Origin of the sequence: Methylobacterium brachiatum (assembly GCF_020523825.1) — a bacterium.
In the GTDB taxonomy this organism is placed as follows: domain Bacteria; phylum Pseudomonadota; class Alphaproteobacteria; order Rhizobiales; family Beijerinckiaceae; genus Methylobacterium; species Methylobacterium brachiatum.
The window spans coordinates 37,462-55,333 of sequence record NZ_JAJALK010000003.1; the positions used below are offsets into that span (position 1 = coordinate 37,462).

Consider the following 17,872-nt stretch of genomic DNA (forward strand, 5'->3'; position numbering starts at 1 on the left):
GTCACCGGGCGCGCCGTCTCCCGCCGAACCGGCCTCCGCTCCGGCGGGGATCGCTCCAAGGTCCGCGCGAAGTCCCGCCCTCGCGGCGCACTTCCGGCGATCACCGTGCCCGCATACCGAGACTCAGAGTGTCCCTGATGGCCGTCGCGACGGATCGAAAGATCAAAGTCCTCTATTGCCAGCCCGGCACGACGGTTTTCGCGGGGATCGAGCGCGTCAACGACGAGATCTGCACGGAACTGGCTGAAACCTACGGCGACGCGTTCGACGTCGATGTCCTGCTCGTGTCCGAGCACAGGAACCACCCGCCCTTGCCGCGGGCCTACACCATCGTCCGACGTCCCGGTTCGTCACGCCTGGCCCTGATGCGGGCGTTCCGGAGCGTCGTGCGGGAGAAGCGCTACGACCTCGTCGTCATTCCCCAGATCGAACCGACGGTGATCTTCTGGTTCTCGTGCCTGGGCTTGAGGCAGCCCATCGCGATGCACCTGCACGGGAATCCGCGCCGGGAGAGCGGGCACCTCAAGGCGAAGATCCTGTTCTTCCTCCTCCGGCACCTCGTCCTCCGACGCGTGGCCGCGGTGTTCGGCACCTCGCCCCGGCAGCTGCGCGCCTTCACCGACGACTTCAACTGCCGCAGGCCGACGGTCTGGGTGCCGAACCCGGTCCGGAAATTCGCGGCGCCCGGGCCCGACGACAAGCCGACGGCGGGGCTGGTGACCTTCGTGAATGTCGGGCGATACGATTACCAGAAGGGCCAGGACATCCTGATCGACGCGTTCGCCGCGCTCTACAAGCGCCGGCAGGACATCCGGCTGCGTCTCGTGGGCCACGGTGCCGACAAGGCGGCCTTGACCGAGCAGATCCAACGTCTCGGCCTGACGGATGTGGTCACGCTCGAATATCACCCCGACAGTCCGGAGCGGGCGCTCTACGCGAGCGATGTCTTCGTCGCGACGTCGCGGTGGGAGGGATGGTCCCTCGCCATCTGCGAAGCGCTCCGATGCGGGTTGCCGGTCATCTCGACCGATTGCGAGTTCGGGCCGAGCGACATCCTGATCGACCGGCGCCTGGGCCAGCTGGTCCCGCCCGACGACCAGGCCGCCCTGGTCGAGGCCATGAACGGCTACTGCGACCGGATCGCCGAAGAGAGAAGCTTCGCGGATTTCAGGCGGGAGAATATCGAGCGCTACAGCGTCGGGAACTCGGCCAAGATCCACGCGGAGGCCATCCGGCAAGCCGCAGGGGCCGCCGCGGCGGCCTGACCGCTACCGCAGCGCGGGCCGCACCTGGCCCAGAGCGAGCGTGTCGGGGATGAGCTTCGCGGCCGACGCGGCCGGGCGGCGTTCGCGTTCCGGCCAGGCGGAGGCGACGCCGGCGAAGACGTAGAACAGCAGGCTTTGGTCGACCGTGGGACCGGCAATGACGGCGCCCGTCAGCAGGGATAGGCAGGCGACCCGGGCCGCGGCGCGCACGTCGCTCGGATAGCTCCGCGGCTCGCCCCGGCGGACCCCGAACACGGTCAGGATGAACAGCAGGTAGAAGACGGCACCGGGCACGCCGACATTCGACAGCACCGCGAGCGGGAAGCTGGAGGTCCGGTTCGTGCCGAGGCCGACGCCGAGACCCCAGGAATCGAAGAAGTTTCGCCAGGCCAGCGCATTCCAGGATGCGCGCTGAATGCCCGATTCCGTCTGCGCCTTGCTCAGGATCAGCGTGTCGACGTACTCGTAGATCCGCGCGGCCACGCCGTCGGTGGCGAGCACGAGCAGCACGATCAGGCAGAGCAGCAGCGGGCCGAGGACGACCGTCGCGGCGCTGAAGCGATCCTGCGGGCGCAGGCTGCACCGCCGCAGCGCCGTCGCGTAGAGGAGCCCCAGCACGACGACCGCACCGACCAGCCCGGTCGATGAGGTCGAGATCACCACGAAGATGAGCGAGAGCAGCGCCAGGGGGCCGGTGACGAGGGGCTTGCGCCCGCACAGCCACAGCATGCCGGTGAATCCGAGCGCCCCCAGCGTCATGCCGGCGAAGGCCGACGCCTCAGGCCAGGAGCCGATGATCCGCCGCATCGTGCCGACCACCTCCTCATCGTGGAACGTGTACTGGGCGTTCCGGATGAATTGCAGCGCCTCCTGCGTGCCGGTGGCGCTAGTGACCAGGTCGAGGATGCCGAAGCCGATATTGGTGGCCGCGTAGGCGATGAGCGCGGTGGCGAGCGTCTCGAGGCCCCGCTGCGTCGATCCCACGGTGGCGATCATGAGGAAGCAGAAGAGGTCGCCGATCAGGTAGATCGGCTGGGTCAGGTTGCTCGACACCGGCCCCAGCGGCACGGCGCCGTCGCTGGTGCTCAGATGCGCCGAGGCGCCGAGCGGGATGATGTAGGTCTCATCGGCGAACAGCCGCGGCATGACATAGCTGCTCAGCACGCCGTACAGGACGAGGCAGAGCAGCCAGAAACCCGGCTCGGTGATCTTCAGGGCCTCCAGCATCTCGACGGCGGTCTTGCGCCAGAACAGGGTCGAGACGGCCAGGAAGACGAGAAACAGGTGGGCCGGCTGCACGTTCGCGCCGCCGAGCAGCAGCGCGGCGGCGGAGCCGAGCGTGCAGAACATGACGAAGGCGACGACCGTCGACCGGGTGCCGAACAGCAGGCAGAACAGCCCGACAACGATCGTGATAGCGCCGATCGGCTCGAAGCTCATGATCCGCCTGCCTCAAGGGGAGAAACGTTCAGCTGGTCGCCGCGGTGCGCCGCGCTCGACCCCGCTCCGTCCGGGGCCGGACGCTAGCGGTCCGCGCTCTCGGCGGCCCGGCGCACGGCATCCGCGGAAGCCGGCCCGGTGCGGTTCGCATTGCCCCCCTCGGACGGCCGGCGCGGAACGGCGACCTGCGGCGCCTCCCCGGACCTGCTGCCCGGGTTGCGGACCAGGGTGACCCGGACGACGTCGCCGGGCTCGACCTGGCCGTCTTCCTGCGCGAGCCAGGTGGTCGAGCGGTCGCCGACCCGGCGGGTCACCTCGTAGCGCGGCGTCAGCGTCTCGCTGCCATCCTCGGCCGTGCCGAGCGTCTGCGCCTCGGCATCCGCCGAGAGCCGCCCGGCGGTCAGCGTCTTCTCGTCGTTCTGCGCCAGCTTGAGGCGGGTATCGGACGCCTCCGCCAGGGCGTCGCGGCGGAACCGGGACCGGAGCTCGATGATGTCGCGCTCGGCCCGCGTCAGGCTCTGCTGGGCGCGCAGCATCGCGACCTGAACGTCCAGCCGGTTGCTCTCGAAGGCGGCCTGGCTCTGCTCGGCAGCCAGCTTCCGCGGCGTGATCGTCAGCCCCTTGGCCACGAGATCGTTGACGAGGTTCAATTCGCCCCGGCTCAGCTCGATCTGGCGATCGAGCGACTTGGACTTGTTCTCCAGGGCGCCGATCTCGGCGCGGAAACTCGACATGGATTGCTCGATCGCGGCGACCTCCGCCTTGATCGCGTTGCGGCGCGTGTCGAACAGGAGCTGCTCGCCGCGCATCGCCTGATCGGCCCGGGCCTTGTCCGCGTTGGCCTTGAGATCCTCACCGAAGGTGATCGTATCCGTCCCGGCGATCTCCGCGTCGAGGCGCGCCTGCTTGGCGGCCAGCGCGATCCGCTCCGCGGCGAGCGTCCGCAGCTCACCGCGCGTCGTCACCATCTCGCGCCGCACCATGCGCGGGTCGGTGGCGCGCAGCAGCCCCTCCGCGGTACTGACCGCCTGGAGCACGGTCAGGCCGGGCTGATACTCGAACTTGCCCGGCTGCTGCACCGCACCGGTAATGTAATACGGGCGGTATTTGGCGACTTCCACCGACGCCGCCGGCGTCTCCGCAAGATCGGCCGCCTGTTTCAGCGAGGTTCCGATCGCCTCGGCAAGATCGGTCGGCGTCCCGCCGGACGCCTTGATCTGGCCGATCAGAGGAAGCGACACCGTGCCGTCCGCGGCCACGGAGAATTCGCCGTTCAGGGCGGTCCACGAATACGCTTCGCCGGTGTTGCGTCGCAGATCGTAGACGCGGATGGTCAGACGATCCTGCGGGCCGAGCAAGTATCGGCCCGGGGCCTCGGCGGCCGGTGCTGCGAGAACGCTGGCAACCACGAACACGCAAGACGCAGCAATCTGCCGCCAATACATTCAAATCTCCTGAGCCGAAACCGGGTTCCGACAAAATACCTCGGCTTCGTCCCGCTATTCGGGACAAGGGCCGCACTGCGTCGCTGGCTGTTACTTTATACGATATCAGGCAACACTCAACCCGCTCCGCAGTTTACGCAAATATCGCGCCCTCGAATTTTGCTAAAAATCGCGCGGCGCGATGAACAGACAAATTAAGATTGAATCGAACGCGGCGCAGCATATCCCGGTCGATGGCCGGTGTTATCCGCGATCGACCGCCCGGGATTATTGTCGCAGGGCGCGCAGGCGAAAGCCGCACAGGTGCATGGATGCGGCGTAGACGACGGCGCCGCACGCGCTCATGGCGACCAGCTGCATGATCGAGGGGATGGCGAAGCGCTGCAACAGGTTCTCCAGGAGGAGGACGGCCAAGGCCATCGCGATGCAGGACACCGCGACCTGCCACAGATTGCGCATCTGCGCCGTGAGGCTGGTTCCGATCACGCGGCGCGCGTAAACGGCGCTGATCAGGAAATGCAGGGCCGCGGCGACGACCCGCGCGTACAGCATCAGCAGCAGGCCTCCCGTGTAGAAGGCGACCGTCAGCAGCGGGAGCTTCGTGACGGTTTCCAGAATGTTGATCTTCAACAACAGGTTGGGCTGATCGATTGCGACGCAGAGCGACGAGACCGGCTGATAATAGGCCGTCAGCATGACGGCGAGCGACAGCCACCGCAGATAGACCGACGCGGAGCTCCATTGGCTGCCGAGAAAGACCTCGACGATCTGGTCCGACGTCAGCGCGATCCCGATGCCCGCCGGCAGCGCGATGAACATCGTCAGGCGCGCCGCCTTGAGGAAGGAGAGGTGCAGGCGCTTCCGGTCGTCGGCCATCGTGGCGAAGGCCGCCATGACCGGCCGCATGGCGGGACCGATCAGGCTCTGGGTCGGCATGACCGAGAAATCGCTCGCCAGGCTGTACCGGCCGAGGACGGCCTTCTCGACATTGTAGCCCAGGAACACGCGATCATACTGCCAGCTGAACGCGGCCAGGACCTGCGAGGACGTGAACCAGCCGGTGAAGGCGGAGAAGTCGCGCAGCCGCTCCAGCGAGAGCCTGGGACTGTAGGGGGCCAGCACGTAGGACAGGATCGTCGGCATGAGCGACGACACAACGGGATTGATCACGAGCGCCCAATAGCCGCCGCCCGCGTAGAGCACCGCCAGGGAGAGCAGGGCCGCGATGACCTTCCCCGAGAAATCCGCGACGAACGATACGCGGAAGTCCAGATCGCGGAAGAAGTGCACCATCGTCGGGCTGTAGAGGCTGCGCGCGATCGGCCCCAGCGCCAGGACGAGGATCAGCGGGACGAGCCGCGGATCGTCGTAGATATGCGCGACCGGCCAAGCGGCGAGCATCATCAGGACCGCGATCACCCCGCCGCGCAGCAGGCCGAGCGTGAACGCGGTGTCCAGGTGCGATTTCTCGATCTTCTGCAGGCGCATCAGCGCCTGCACCAAGGGCACTTCGAGAACCATTTCAACGATCGCGACCAGCGAGACCGCGATCGCCGTCAGGCCGAAATCGGCCGGGGTCAGCATCCGGGCGAGGAGGAGCAGCGTTGCGAGGTCGATCACGCGCGACGACGTTCGGGCCGCGACACTCCAGCCGGCGCCACGCAACGTCTTGAGGGTGAGCATGAACCGATCCTGCGGGAGACGACATGCGACGGGATCGCGGCCGGCGCGAAACGTGATGTCTCTGTCCCTGAAAATGAACCCGGATATGGGCGATATGGCGATGACAGGCCTTAGTGAGCCTATTGCCCCAATACACAGCCTGACACCCGCCAGGATAGCGGCTTCGCGCGACCCCTGGGTCCCGCCTGCGTCACGATGCGGAGGGCTTGGCCCTGGATCCGATGGCGCGGCCGTAAACCTCGAGGGCGGCGCGCGCCACGCGGTCGATCCGCAGGTTCTCGATCCCGATCTGGCTCTTGGCGCGCCACGCCTTGAGCTGGTCCGGGTCCGTCACCAGCATCCGGAGCGCGTCGGCGATCCGGTCCGGAGATTTCGGCGGCACGAGGATCCCCGATTCGCCCTGGCCCAGGAGTTCGGGAATGCCGTCGACCTGGGTGGCGATCACCGCGCACCCGGCCTCCCGCGCCTCCGAGAGCACGAGCGGCGCCGGGTCGGCGTGAGAGGGCAGCACGAAGATGTCGGCGCCGAGCATCCACGGATAGGGATCGTCCTGCGGGCCGGCGAAGGCGATCGCGTCCGCGGACGCCATCGCCCGGGCCATCGCGGTGTAGCTATCCTGCGTCGGGCCGCCGCCGACCACGTAGAGCCGCGCCGCCGGGTGCTGCGCGTGGACGGCGTCGAAGGCCTGCAGCAGGTCGGGCAAGCCCTTGCGGGGATGGAGGCCGCCGACGAACACGATCGCGGGGTGATCGAGGGATTTCGGAACCTCGGAACGGCCGGTCATCCGGGCGGAACCGATCGTCCCGTTCAGCACGACGTCGATCCGCGACGCCGAAATGCCGCGCTTCTGCATGGACTTGGCCACGGCGGCGCTCACCGCGATGACCCGGTCGCCCAGCCCCATCAGGATGGCGCCCTTCTCGAACTCGTTGTGGACCGTCGTCACCAGCGCGACCCGGGTCAGCTTGCATGCGGGCCAGGCCAGGACGGCGCTCGTCATCATGTGCGCGTGGACGACATCCGGTCTCCAGCGCCGCAGAAGCCCGGTGAGCCCCACCATGGACTTCAGGACCGGGCCCGGGCGGCGCTCGTGATCGACGACGAAGGTCTCGATGCCGTTCGTCCGCAGCAGCTCGTCGAAATCGCCGCCCTGGCTCGCCATCGCGACGGTGTGGCCGAGCTTGACCTGTGCGCAGGCCAGATCGACGGCCGCATGCACATGCCCGTTCAGGCGGCGCCTATGATTGAGAAGATGCAGAATCCGCACGTTACACCGACGCTCGCTTCACCTGAGACATTCCCGACATCGCGTCCGGCCCTCAAGGCCGCGTGACGCTCGGCGGTGCCGCGAGGCGCGACCCTAATCAACGCCGAAGATTAATACAAACCGTCCAGCGTTATTGGACTACGCATTGTCTGCGCTGTGCCTGGATATAGTACGCACAGGTTGAATTTCGGCCGGTCGAGCCTCTATTGCGAGGCGTTGGCGGCCCGCAGAAAGCGTCGCGCCGAGCGCTGCCCGACCGAGAATCGGAACGCGAGAAGCGCCTGTGCCTGGCGGAGCGGGGCCAGGAACATCGCCACGAAGAACAGCGCGGTCGCGACCTTCCACTTCAGCGGGCGCGGCTCCGTCAGGATGGCCCGAAGCAGGTCCAGGAAGCCACGAGACCCGTATCGGGTTCCGCGGACCAGCGCGGCGGAAAAATCCATGAACCGAAAATAGTAGGTCCGCTCGGCCTCGATCAGAACCGCCTCCGGCCGCAATTGACCGACCAGCCGGCGCAGATGCGCCAACCGCAGCTCGAAGCGCCGGAGGTCGCGCTCGAACGTCTCGGCCCGCGGGGCACGCCCCAGCCCCGAATCGTTCTGCCCATGGACCCGGTACAGGCCGAGGGTCTCGGACAGGCTGACGACATCGCCCATGAACGGCGCGACGAGCAGGATCACGCCGTCGACCGCATTGTCGTACGCGCAGTGGTGCAGGACCTCGCAGACATCCCGCCGGAACACGTTCCCGGAGGTCGGCGGCGTCTGATAGACGCCCGAGCGCAGGATCTCGTCGACCACCTTGTCCTGGCTGCGGAAGGCTTCCAGGGCCGGGTAGCGCTCGGTGATGACCCGTCCGGTCGCGTCGATGCAGGTCAGGCAGAACTGGACCTTCGCGACACCGGGATCGAGGACCTGGAGGATGCGCGCGAGCGCGCCGGGCGCCAATTCGTCGTCCGCATCCAGGAACAGGACGAACGGCGCGCGTGTCTGTCCGAGACCGTACAGACACGCCGACCGCTGCCCGCCATTGGCGATCCGGTATGCGCGCGCGCCCGTCTCCTGGATCACGGCCCACGACCGGTCCGTGGACCCGTCGTCGATCACCACGAGCTCGCAATCGGCCGTCTTCTGGTCGAGGACGCTCCGGATCGCCTTGCCCACGTAGGTCTCATAATTGAAACACGTGATGACGACGGCGATCCTCGGCTCTTTCTCCACGACTGACGCCTACTCCGCTTCGCGCTCACGCAGGTCAGGCCCGTTCGCGCCCGCCGCGAGCCGATCGCTTCACCGCTCGCGTTCGGAGCGGACGCCGTTTCAGCGCCAGACGGCGCCGCACCGGGCCTTCAAAGCCCCGCCCCACACGACGGAACCGGGTACGGATTTCACCCCGGTCTCTATCCTGCCCGGATGTCAAAATCCACTCGTCTACGTAGCCGATACAAGGGATGGATTGCTCGATCCACATGGGTCGGTCCGGTATCTCAGGCCCTCAATTCTTCGTGTCCCCAACCTTGATCTCATGGTTGCAAGCGTTGATGAGGCTGCAACCATGTCGATAGGTCCGGCGCGGCCCCTGTCCGTGCTGCCATGGCCGGCGAGGGCGTCAGCCTGCGCCCGCGGCGGGTTGCTGGTGTCAGGACACTTTCTGCGCCGGCCCGCGCCGCACCTGCGTCTCGGCGTTCTGCGTGGAGACGCGGGCGGTCGGCTGATAATCGAATCCGCCTTGCCGGCCGAAGGATTCAATCCCGAACGCGCGCAGCCGCGCCAAAGCCACCCCGACCCGCTCCTGCGCGCGGTTGATGTAGATGGGGTAGGCGTTCGGCACGAAGCGGCTGCCCTCCAGTCTCAGGTCGCCGTCGAACAGATGATTGGCCGCCACGTGCGACCGGAAATCCCGCTCCGCGATTTCCAGGCTGTTCCCCGCCTGGGACGCGATGACCTCCACGCCGAAATACTCACGCCCCTCGGCCGTGCCGTAGAAATCTGAGTACATGGTCAGGCGCTTCCAGAACCCGCCATGCGAGAAATTGTACAGGACCGCGCAGTCGAAGCCCTTCTTGCCCGAGAAGCTGAAGAACAGGCTGATCAGGGTCACCGACGTGAGGTTCTCGTCGGCGCCCAGTCCGGAGATCTCGAGGGCGCGGTTGATCGGGATCGTCGACACGACCCGGTCCGCGGTCACGGCCCCCCCGGTCGTGTCGAGATGGAACACCGACCCGGCCTTTCGGATCTGCGAGACGGTGCAGCCCAGCCGGAACTCGGTGCCCTGTCCGCGCAGTTTCGCGGCGGCGACCGCGTACAGATCATCGTAGCCCGATTTCGGCCGGGCGAGCTGTCGATTGGTCGGCGCCTCCGCCTTGCGGGGCCGCAGGTGCCGCAGCATCGCTCTCGGGGAGGAATGCTCCTTGATCCAGAGCATGCGCTTCTCGGCGAAATCGAGATCGACCTTCTCGGCGGCGATGCCGAAGAAGCGCATCATGTAGCTCTCGAGCCCGGACCGTCTCAGCAGGTAGTCGCCGATCCAGTACCGGGCGAAATCGCGCGCGTTCCGGATCGCCGGCCGGGAGATCCGCGAATACAGGACGGACAACCCGATCCGGGCACAGCCCCACAGGCCGGAGCGCAGGATGTCGTCCTTGATCGACAGCGGATAGCCGGCAACAGCGCCCTGCGGCGTCAGCTTCCCCCAGGTCGGGTCGATGGGCACATACAACGGCAGCATTTCAGGGAAATGCACCAGCAACGGCGAGTCGTCCTGGAATATGAAGCTGCCGATATCGAAGCTGTACGGACCGATGGCGCAATCGATGTGATTGCCGCCGTATTTCTCGAACTCGTCGATGACGAGTATCCGGCGGTACCCTTGCTCGATCAGGACCGCAGCCGAGACCAGGCCGCTGATGCCGGCCCCGAGCACGACGGCCTCGTAATGTTCGCGCGATTCCTGGTTCTCGATCGTCGGGGCTGCCTGCTCAACCATGTCTCATCTCAACCCGGCGATCACGATCTCTGGTCTTCATCGCGCGACTGACGCGCGAATCAGCATGTTTCCGAAGGGGATGCGGCGCTCGTCGGGATGTCTATTTGCCCCATCGCCGATATTTTCCATTACAAATTGTGATTCGCTGAGCACTCGTATCGCATCCGGGGCTGGACGGTAAATCTGTGGGTCTAGGCGGGAACGATTTTATTTCCGCCGGCGGATACATGCGTTGCAAGGGTGGGGCCGTGCCGGATCACCTCGCGGCATTGTCAGCCGAAGCGCGTCGCATCGCTCGGGCCCTGAATGCCGTGCGACGGGCATCGGGTCCTCGTCGAGAAATACCGATACGGATCGCAGCCGAGGTGGCTCGGCCTCGCCGGGACCCGAGTGCTGGAATGCAGAAGCTGCGGCGGCGATGCGCGCTACCCTCGACGGAGCCCCCTGTAAGGCGCCTGAACATCCCGACGCTGCTGCGCGGCCTGACGTCGCGGGTGCCCGAGTCCAAGATGCGAAAGAGCGGTCGAGGAAACTCGGATGCCGGGAAGCAGCCGAAGGCGGGAAAGCCGTGTCCCGTTAGTGTCATCCGGCCGCAGCTCGCACGCCCTGTCGCGCGCCCGGCTCAACCGCTCCGGATTTTCTTCGGCGCCGTTGATGGCGTCGCCGATCGACGAGCCGACCCGGACCTCGATCAGCCCAAGCGGGACCCTGGCCGAGGATGCCGCTGACATCCACTCGGTGCTCGGCACGGCGATCCCGGTTCCGCCGGACAGGCGCCAGGCGGGCACGACGTGGATCTGCCTCACGCAGAAGCGGTCGCTGGCCCCCACCCGCTCAAGCAACCCCCAGACCGATCCTGCGGGGATCGCGCGCGCCGGACGGGGTAGTCCTCGGCGCGGGCATCGTTATCTCTCAGCGGACCATGACATCCTCAGCGACAGCCCGCCCGACCCCCGAAGACGCCGCGCAGGGCCAGCGCCGGATCCCGTCGGTGGAACGTCTCGTCGGCGGGGCCTCGGAGGAGGTCTTCGCCGCTTACGGGCGCACGGCTTTCACCGCGGCGGTGCGGGCCGTCCTCGCCGAGATCCGGGCGGAGGGCGGTACGGTGCCGGATGCGGCGGCGATCCGTGAGGCGGCGGCCCGGAACCTCGCTTCCGAGCGGCGCCCGTCCCTGCGACCGGTGTTCAACCTCACCGGCACGGTGCTGCACACCAATCTCGGCCGTGCCCTCCTGCCGCGCTCGGCCGCCGAGGCGGTGGCCGCCGTGATGGTCCAGGCCAGCAACCTCGAATTCGATCTCGCCACCGGCGCACGGGGCGAGCGCGACGACCATGTCGAGGGCCTGATCTGCCGCCTGACCGGGGCCGAGGCGGCGGTGGTCGTCAACAACAACGCCGCCGCGGTCCTGCTGGTGCTGAACGCCCTCGCCATGCGCAGGGAGGTGGTGGTCTCGCGCGGCGAGCTGGTGGAGATCGGCGGCTCGTTCCGGGTCCCCGACGTGATGGCCCGCGCCGGCTGCCGGCTGCGCGAGGTCGGCACCACCAACCGCACGCATCTGCGCGACTTCGCCGAGGCGCTCGGGCCGCGCACCGGCCTCGTCATGAAGGTGCATCCGAGCAATTACGCGATTACCGGCTTCACCGCCGAGGCGGATCCGATCGCGCTCCACGCGCTCTGCCGGGAGCACGGCGTGCCCCTGGCTGAGGATCTGGGCAGCGGCAGCCTGGTCGATCTTTCCGCCTACGGCCTGCCGCCCGAGCCCACCGTGCGGGCGGCCCTGGCGCGGGCGGATGTGGTGACCTTCAGCGGCGACAAGCTGCTCGGCGCCGTCCAGTGCGGGATCGTGGCCGGACGCAGGGACCTGATCGCCCGGGTGCGCAAGAACCCGCTCAAGCGGGCCCTGCGGGTGGACAAGATGACCTACGCGGCCCTGGAGGCGGTGCTGCGCCTCTATCTCCACCCCGAGCGGCTGACCGAGGAATTGCCGACCCTGCGCCTGCTGACCCGCCCGCGCGCGGCGATCGACGCGCAGGCCCGGGCCATCGCCCCCGCGGTCGCGGACCTTGTGTCCGGCTGGGCCACGGTGTCGGTCGGGGATTGCATCAGCCAGATCGGCTCCGGCGCTTTGCCGGTCGAGACCCTGCCGAGTGCCGCCCTGGTCCTGGTGCCAGAGGGCGAGGGCGGGCGCCGCGGCTCCGGGGGGCGTTGCAAGCGGCTGGCCGAGCGCCTGCGCGGATTGCCGGTACCGGTGATCGGCCGCATCAGCGGCGATGCCATCGTGCTCGACTTGCGTACGCTGGAGGACGAAGCCGGGTTTCTGGACAGCCTATCGAACTTGTCATCCCCAGGTGTCGCAACGCCGGACCGACGGGGTTGTTGAGAAAGGGCTGGTCAAGCAGGAGCTTGCGCGTGTGGCGAGCATGTTATGCTAGGATGACCAACCCGCGGTCGCGGTGCGAGACAGGCGGCACTCGGACCGCGATGGGCGAGACACATGTCGTATTCAGTGGACACGATCGAGACGGAGCAGGCGATGGATCCGCTGCTCCTCGATAACCAGCTTTGCTACGCGCTCTACGCGGCCGCGCACCGGATGACGAAGTCTTACCGGCCGCTGCTGGAGCGGCTCGGCCTGACCTATCCGCAATATCTCGTCCTGCTGGTGCTGTGGGAGCAGGACGGCGTGACCGTCTCGGAGATTGGCCGGCGGCTGCGGCTCGATTCCGGCACGCTCACGCCGGTGCTCAAGCGCCTGGAAAGCGCGGGCTTCCTGGTCCGGACCCGGCGCCAATCCGACGAGCGCGAGGTCGAGATCGCGCTCACCCCGCAGGGCGCGGCCCTGCGGGCGGAGGCGGTCACGGTGCGCGAGAGCGTGATGTGCCAGCTAGAGCTCAGCGAGCCGGAGATCCGGGCCCTGCGCAAGGATCTGGGGACCCTGATCGAGCGGCTGAGCGCGAACGGCAACGACTGACGGACCTCACCGCCGCAGGCGGTTGCCCAGGACGAAGCCGTAGAGCCCCATCAGGATGATCCCGACCGCGCCTTCCAGGCCGACCAGCAGGTTGGTGACCCGCCCGGTCGGCTTGAGGCCGATCTCCGGCGGGTTGGCGGTCATCATGTTGAGGGCGCTGTAGCTCATCAAGTCGATCGGGTTGTAGGTCGGTCCCGCCTCGGGCCCCTCCACCACGAACAGGCCGCCGGTGAGCCCGTAGAGGCCGGCGAAGACGAGGATCAGAAGCGCGAAGGCCCGGGCGATGCGCGACAGGCTCTCGCCGTAATCGCACAGCCATTCGACGAAGCGGTCGGCGGTCCAGCGGTAGCCGTGGCGCAGGATCCCGGCCCAGTCCCGCTCGGCCCAGGCGGCGCGCGCCTGGTGCCCGGCATGGAAGCGGCCCATCCGGCGGCCGCGCTTGTAGGCCCAGCTCGCCGCATCGTGGCTGCCGATGCTCTTCCAGTTCTGCTCCAGGGCGAGGTAGCTCGCCTGCGCCAGCTCATAGGCGCCGGTCACCTCCTCGCCCACGGCGCCGCCGAGCTGCTCGACGCTCATCCGGGTGCCGTTGAGCCAGGCGCCGGCGAAGCGGGCATGCCGCAGCCGACAGGTGGCGAGGTTGAGCCGCACGAGATCGGTATCCGACAGGTCGGCACCGGACAGGTCGGCGCCGTCGAGCTTCGCCCCGGTGAACTTGGCGCCGCGCAGGCGCGAGCCGGCCAGCGAGGCCTTGGTCAGGCTGGCGCCCTCGAAATCGGCATGGGTCAGGTTGGCGTCGGCGAGCTTGGCCTCGTCGAGCCGCGCATCCCGGAACACGGTGTCGTCTGCGTCGGCGCCGGAGAAATCCGCCCCCCAGAGGTCGGCCTCCGCGAAGCTCGCCCCGTCCAAGAGCGCCCCCGACAGATCCGCAAAGCGCATCGCCGCCTGGCCGAAGCGGGCATCCTCCAGCATGGCGGAGGCGAACTTGACCTGCCCCGCCACGATGCCGGTGAAATCCGCCCCCGACATGTCCGCCTCGGACAGGTCGGCCTCCTCGAGGATCGCCCCGACGAAGCGGGTCGAGCGCCCGACCGCCCCGGTGAGGCTCGCCCGGCGCAGGTTGGCCCCGGACAGGTCGGCCTCCTCCATGCGGGCGCGCGACAGGTCGGCCTCGGCGAGCGGCAGGCCGCCCGATTCCGCATCGGCCGGCGCGGTCCCGCCGGCGGCGAGCGCGGTGCCGCTCGCATCCACATGCGCGAGGTCGAGACCCGGCTCGCGGACGGGCGTGCCGGCCGCGATCAGGTCCAGGAGCCCGCGCAGGCGCGGCTCCACGTCTCGGGGCGTGACCTGATCCATCCGGGCTCTTTGCCGGAGAGAACGGCGCCGCGCCAGATCCCCCGGCTCAGGTCGCGGCCGTCACCCGCACGGTGATCGCCTTGGCGGCGGGGGTCTTGGACTGCTCGTCATGGTGCCAGAGCGGCAGCAGGACGTTCAGCTCCGGGTAGTAGCCGCCGCAATTTCCCGGCGGGATGTCGTAGGCGATCACCCGCAGGCCGCCGACGCGCCGCGCGATCTGATCGCCGGCCACCGCCTCGACATCGACGGAGCCGCCATCCTTGAGCCCGAGCCGGGCGATGTCGGCCCGGTTCATGAACAGGATGTCCCGGGTGCCCTTCACGCCCCGGAAGCGGTCATCGTAGCCGTAGACCGTGGTGTTGAACTGGTCGTTCGAGCGCAGCGTGATCAGGTCGAGCACGTCCGGGCCGCGCGCCGGTAGGTCGGGATCCGCCTCGAGCCCTTCCGGCACCGCGAAATTCGCCTTGCCGGTGTCGGTCTCCCATTTCCGGTCGCGGGCGCCGAGCGGCTTGGTGATCCCGCCGGGGCGGAACATCTGGCCGTTCAGGTCGTGGAACACCTTCGGGTAGGTCGCCTCAATCGCGTCGCGCACCCGGGCGTAATCGGCCACCCAGGCATCCCAGTCGATCCGCGGGTTCGGGGGCACCGACGCCTTGGCGATCTCGGCCACGATCCAGGGCTCGGAGCGGACATCGGGGCCGACCGGATCGGACACGCCCCGGGAGCCGTGGAAGCGCGCAGTGGAATCCTCCATCGAGACCGCCTGCGGACCGCTGGCCTGCTGGTCGATCTCGATCCGGCCGAGGCAGGGCAGGATGTAGGCGACGGTCCCGTTGACCAGGTGCGAGCGGTTGAGCTTGGTCGAGATCTGCACGGTCAGGCGCTGCCGCCGCCAGGCCGGCTCCATGCGCCCGGTATCGGGAACCGCGCGCAGGAAGTTGCCGCCGAGGCTGACGAAGGCCCGGACGCTGCCGTCGAGGATGCCCTCGCAGGTCTCGACCGTGTTGAGCCCCTTCTCCCGGGGCGGCTCGAAATCGTAGAGCTCCTTCAGCTTGTCGAGGGGCACCAGCTCCGGCTTCTCGGAGATGCCCACCGTCCGCTGGCCCTGCACGTTGGAATGGCCGCGCACCGGGCAGATCCCGGCGCCGGGCTTGCCGATATTGCCGCGCAGCAGCAGGAGGTTGACCAGCATCCGCACCGTCTCGGTGCCCTTGCGGTGCTGGGTCAGCCCCATCCCGTAGATGCCGATCACCGCCTTGGCCCGGGCATAGGTGCCGGCCGCGGCTTCGAGGGCCGGTCGGGTGAGGCCGGAGCGCCGCTCGATCCCCGCCCAATCCTGGCTGTCGCAGAACGCCACGAAATCCTCGAATCCGTGCGTGTGCTCGGCGATGAAGGCGTGGTCGAGGATGGCGGGCCGACCGGACGCCGTCGCCTCCCGGTCCATGGCGATCAGGATCTTGCACAGGCCGGTGATCGCCGCGAGGTCGCCGCCGGCCTTCACCTGATGGTACTGGGTCGAGATCTTGGTGGCCGAGCGCGTCAGCATCTCCACCGGCGATTGCGGGTTGGTGAAGCGCTCGAGCCCGCGCTCGCGCAGCGGGTTGAAGGTGATGATCTGCGCCCCCCGGCGCCGCGCCTCCTGGAGCGGGTGGAGCATCCGGGGCGCGTTCGAGCCGACATTCTGGCCGAAGAAGAAGATTAAGTCGGTGGACTCGAAATCCTCCAGCAGGACCGTGCCGACCGGCGCGCCGATCGATTGCGGCAGCGCCACCGAGGTCGGCTCGTGGCACATGTTCGAGGAGTCCGGCAGGTTGTTGTTGCCGTAGAGGCGCGCCAGCAGCGCCCACATGTAGCTGGTCTCGAGGGACGCGCGGCCGGAGGCGTAGAACACCACCGATTTCGGATCCTCGGCCCGCAGCGCCTGCAATTCCCGTCCGATCTCCGCGAAGGCCTCACCCCAGGAGACCGGCCGGTACCGGTCGGTCTCGGGATCGTAGCGCATCGGATGCGTCAGGCGGCCCTGCTCCTCCAGCGCGTAATCGCTCCAGCCGAGCAGCTCGGTGACGGTGTGGGCGGCGAAGAAGTCCGGGGTCGCCCGCCGGCGCGTCTGTTCCCAGGCGGTCGCCTTGGCGCCGTTCTCGCAATACTCGAAGGCCAGGGGCTTGGCCGGCTTCGCCCAGGCGCAGGACACGCACATGAACCCGTCCGGCTTGTTCTGCTTGAGCAGCATCGCCGAGCCGGTGACCGGAACGCCCTCGCGGGTCAGGATCTCGACCAGGGACCGGGCCGAGCCCCAGCCGCCGGCCGGGCTGTCATAGGGTTCGATCCGCACGTCGCCGGTGTTCTGCTCGCTCATGCCGTCCTCCTCCCGGGACGCGCACGTCCGGACGGGGGTGAACGCACGAAGGGGCGGGTCGGATCACGGGCGCGTCACCGCGGCGCCGATCCGCTTCCGCCCGGGGCGGCGCGGCGCTAGGCTGGGCCGGCGGACGAATCGTCTGAGGAGAAGATTATGGCCAGTGTCGACGTCGAGATGGTAAAGTGTGCCTGTCAGGACTGCGTGTGCGTGGTCCAATTGACCAAGGCTGTATCCCGGGACGGCAAGGCCTATTGCTGTGACGATTGCGCCGACGGTCACAAAGATCACGCCGGCTGCGAGCATGCCGGCTGCGCCTGCCACGGCTGAGCGGTTTCGGACTTGAAAGAACCGCGCGACGGTGTGCCCGCCGCGCGGTGCCCTGGGGGCGACCCGTCAGGAGACGGCCGCGAGCTTGTCGGCCATGGATTGCTCCTTGTCCCGCCGGGTCGAGAAGATCAGCGTGAAGAAGGTCCGCTCGACGCCCAGCTCGGCCAGCCGCGCCTCGCAGCGCTCGGCCAGGGCGCAGACCTCCGACAAGTCGGCCTCGATGTTGGTCCCGTTGGGATGCATCGTGGCGGTCAGGCCGCTCGCCTCGATGATCGCCTTGATCTCGCGCACATAGGGCGAGACCGACGGCCCGACGCCCATCGGCACGATGCACAGGTCGGCGGATACCTTCATGGTGATGCTTCCCGAGGGGCCCGAACGCGGCGCATGGCCGCCGACGAAAGGGCGGAGGGCTGAAACCGGATGGGTGGGCGCCTGACCGGGCGGGCCGTGCGGCGATGCCGGGGCTCCGTCATCCCGTCATGGGGCGGGCGTGGAGCGGGTGAAGGGAATCGAACCCTCGTATTCAGCTTGGAAGGCTGCTGCTCTACCATTGAGCTACACCCGCGCGGGCGGATCGTTAGCACGCCGCCCGGCGCGTGAGAAGGTGGGAGTTGGGGGCGGGGCCGCGCGAAACGGCGGCCGTCCAGGGCCGGCTTCGGCCCGGCCCGGCCCGCTGCAGGAATAGCGGCGGCCCTGGACTTGATTCGGCGATGCGCAAAGCTGCCATCCGGGCGCGCCGGTAATCCTGCGGTTCCGATATCAATGACGGCCGAA

13 protein-coding genes and 1 tRNA gene are annotated in these 17,872 nt (G+C 68.2%); 4 read left to right on the forward strand and 10 right to left on the reverse strand.

The window, feature by feature from the left end; translation table 11 throughout:
• Window positions 1–137 precede the first annotated feature (137 nt).
• Window positions 138–1,265: a glycosyltransferase gene (locus tag LGR69_RS07205; protein ID WP_230365610.1), complete on the forward strand. Its 1,128-nt coding sequence runs from the start codon at window positions 138–140 to the stop codon at window positions 1,263–1,265.
• A gap of 3 nt (window positions 1,266–1,268) precedes the next feature.
• Here the strand turns inward: LGR69_RS07205 and LGR69_RS07210 are convergent, their stop codons facing one another.
• The 6 genes from LGR69_RS07210 to LGR69_RS07235 form a co-directional block, all read right to left on the reverse strand.
• Window positions 1,269–2,705: a hypothetical protein gene (locus LGR69_RS07210; protein ID WP_230365611.1), complete on the reverse strand. Its 1,437-nt coding sequence runs from the start codon at window positions 2,703–2,705 to the stop codon at window positions 1,269–1,271.
• An 83-nt stretch (window positions 2,706–2,788) separates the two neighbouring features.
• Window positions 2,789–4,150: a polysaccharide biosynthesis/export family protein gene (locus tag LGR69_RS07215; RefSeq protein WP_230365612.1), complete on the reverse strand. Its 1,362-nt coding sequence runs from the start codon at window positions 4,148–4,150 to the stop codon at window positions 2,789–2,791.
• Window positions 4,151–4,417: 267 nt separating this feature from the next.
• A complete protein-coding gene (locus LGR69_RS07220; protein ID WP_230365613.1) occupies window positions 4,418–5,833 on the reverse strand; it encodes a lipopolysaccharide biosynthesis protein in 1,416 nt (471 codons plus the stop codon).
• Window positions 5,834–6,023: 190 nt separating this feature from the next.
• Window positions 6,024–7,100, reverse strand: coding sequence for a glycosyltransferase family 4 protein (locus LGR69_RS07225; RefSeq protein ID WP_091865043.1), 1,077 nt, complete (start codon window positions 7,098–7,100; stop codon window positions 6,024–6,026).
• A gap of 203 nt (window positions 7,101–7,303) precedes the next feature.
• The gene (locus tag LGR69_RS07230; protein WP_091865041.1) at window positions 7,304–8,320 is read right to left on the reverse strand and encodes a glycosyltransferase family 2 protein; all 1,017 of its coding nucleotides are present in this window, start codon (window positions 8,318–8,320) and stop codon (window positions 7,304–7,306) included.
• Between the two features lie 418 nt (window positions 8,321–8,738).
• Window positions 8,739–10,085 (reverse strand): FAD-dependent oxidoreductase, encoded by a 1,347-nt coding sequence (locus LGR69_RS07235; RefSeq protein WP_230365614.1) that lies wholly within the window; start codon window positions 10,083–10,085, stop codon window positions 8,739–8,741.
• Between the two features lie 922 nt (window positions 10,086–11,007).
• Between LGR69_RS07235 and selA the strand changes: the two genes are divergently transcribed.
• Together selA and LGR69_RS07245 are read left to right on the forward strand one after the other, a co-directional pair.
• Window positions 11,008–12,465, forward strand: coding sequence for an L-seryl-tRNA(Sec) selenium transferase (selA, locus tag LGR69_RS07240; RefSeq protein WP_268868442.1), 1,458 nt, complete (start codon window positions 11,008–11,010; stop codon window positions 12,463–12,465).
• Between the two features lie 114 nt (window positions 12,466–12,579).
• Window positions 12,580–13,056, forward strand: a complete 477-nt coding sequence (locus LGR69_RS07245; protein ID WP_007561845.1) for a MarR family winged helix-turn-helix transcriptional regulator — start codon at window positions 12,580–12,582, stop codon at window positions 13,054–13,056.
• Window positions 13,057–13,062: 6 nt separating this feature from the next.
• Here LGR69_RS07245 and LGR69_RS07250 read toward each other — a convergent pair whose 3' ends face one another.
• Both LGR69_RS07250 and LGR69_RS07255 read right to left on the reverse strand, forming a co-directional pair.
• Complete coding sequence (locus LGR69_RS07250) at window positions 13,063–14,409, reverse strand: pentapeptide repeat-containing protein (protein ID WP_091858896.1); 1,347 nt, start codon at window positions 14,407–14,409, stop codon at window positions 13,063–13,065.
• A gap of 46 nt (window positions 14,410–14,455) precedes the next feature.
• The gene (locus LGR69_RS07255) at window positions 14,456–16,765 is read right to left on the reverse strand and encodes an FdhF/YdeP family oxidoreductase (protein ID WP_230365616.1); all 2,310 of its coding nucleotides are present in this window, start codon (window positions 16,763–16,765) and stop codon (window positions 14,456–14,458) included.
• Between the two features lie 156 nt (window positions 16,766–16,921).
• On the opposite strand from LGR69_RS07255, the gene LGR69_RS07260 reads away from it, so the two are divergent.
• Entirely contained in the window at window positions 16,922–17,095 is a 174-nt protein-coding gene (locus tag LGR69_RS07260; protein WP_007561852.1) for a metallothionein, read from the forward strand.
• Window positions 17,096–17,161: 66 nt separating this feature from the next.
• Here LGR69_RS07260 and LGR69_RS07265 read toward each other — a convergent pair whose 3' ends face one another.
• Together LGR69_RS07265 and LGR69_RS07270 are read right to left on the reverse strand one after the other, a co-directional pair.
• Window positions 17,162–17,449 (reverse strand): MTH1187 family thiamine-binding protein, encoded by a 288-nt coding sequence (locus LGR69_RS07265; RefSeq protein ID WP_007561858.1) that lies wholly within the window; start codon window positions 17,447–17,449, stop codon window positions 17,162–17,164.
• A 140-nt stretch (window positions 17,450–17,589) separates the two neighbouring features.
• Window positions 17,590–17,663: transfer RNA gene (locus LGR69_RS07270), tRNA-Gly, on the reverse strand.
• Window positions 17,664–17,872 lie beyond the last annotated feature (209 nt).

Coding starts and splice junctions, on each gene's coding strand:
- LGR69_RS07210 (WP_230365611.1), bottom strand. CDS start 2,705: ATGAGCTTCGAGCCGATCGGCGCTATCACGATCGTTGTCGGGCTGTTC.
- LGR69_RS07220 (WP_230365613.1), bottom strand. CDS start 5,833: ATGCTCACCCTCAAGACGTTGCGTGGCGCCGGCTGGAGTGTCGCGGCC.
- LGR69_RS07235 (WP_230365614.1), bottom strand. CDS start 10,085: ATGGTTGAGCAGGCAGCCCCGACGATCGAGAACCAGGAATCGCGCGAA.
- LGR69_RS07255 (WP_230365616.1), bottom strand. CDS start 16,765: ATGAGCGAGCAGAACACCGGCGACGTGCGGATCGAACCCTATGACAGC.
- LGR69_RS07245 (WP_007561845.1), top strand. CDS start 12,580: ATGTCGTATTCAGTGGACACGATCGAGACGGAGCAGGCGATGGATCCG.
- LGR69_RS07205 (WP_230365610.1), top strand. CDS start 138: ATGGCCGTCGCGACGGATCGAAAGATCAAAGTCCTCTATTGCCAGCCC.
- LGR69_RS07250 (WP_091858896.1), bottom strand. CDS start 14,409: ATGGATCAGGTCACGCCCCGAGACGTGGAGCCGCGCCTGCGCGGGCTC.
- LGR69_RS07215 (WP_230365612.1), bottom strand. CDS start 4,150: ATGTATTGGCGGCAGATTGCTGCGTCTTGCGTGTTCGTGGTTGCCAGC.
- LGR69_RS07260 (WP_007561852.1), top strand. CDS start 16,922: ATGGCCAGTGTCGACGTCGAGATGGTAAAGTGTGCCTGTCAGGACTGC.
- LGR69_RS07265 (WP_007561858.1), bottom strand. CDS start 17,449: ATGAAGGTATCCGCCGACCTGTGCATCGTGCCGATGGGCGTCGGGCCG.
- selA (WP_268868442.1), top strand. CDS start 11,008: ATGACATCCTCAGCGACAGCCCGCCCGACCCCCGAAGACGCCGCGCAG.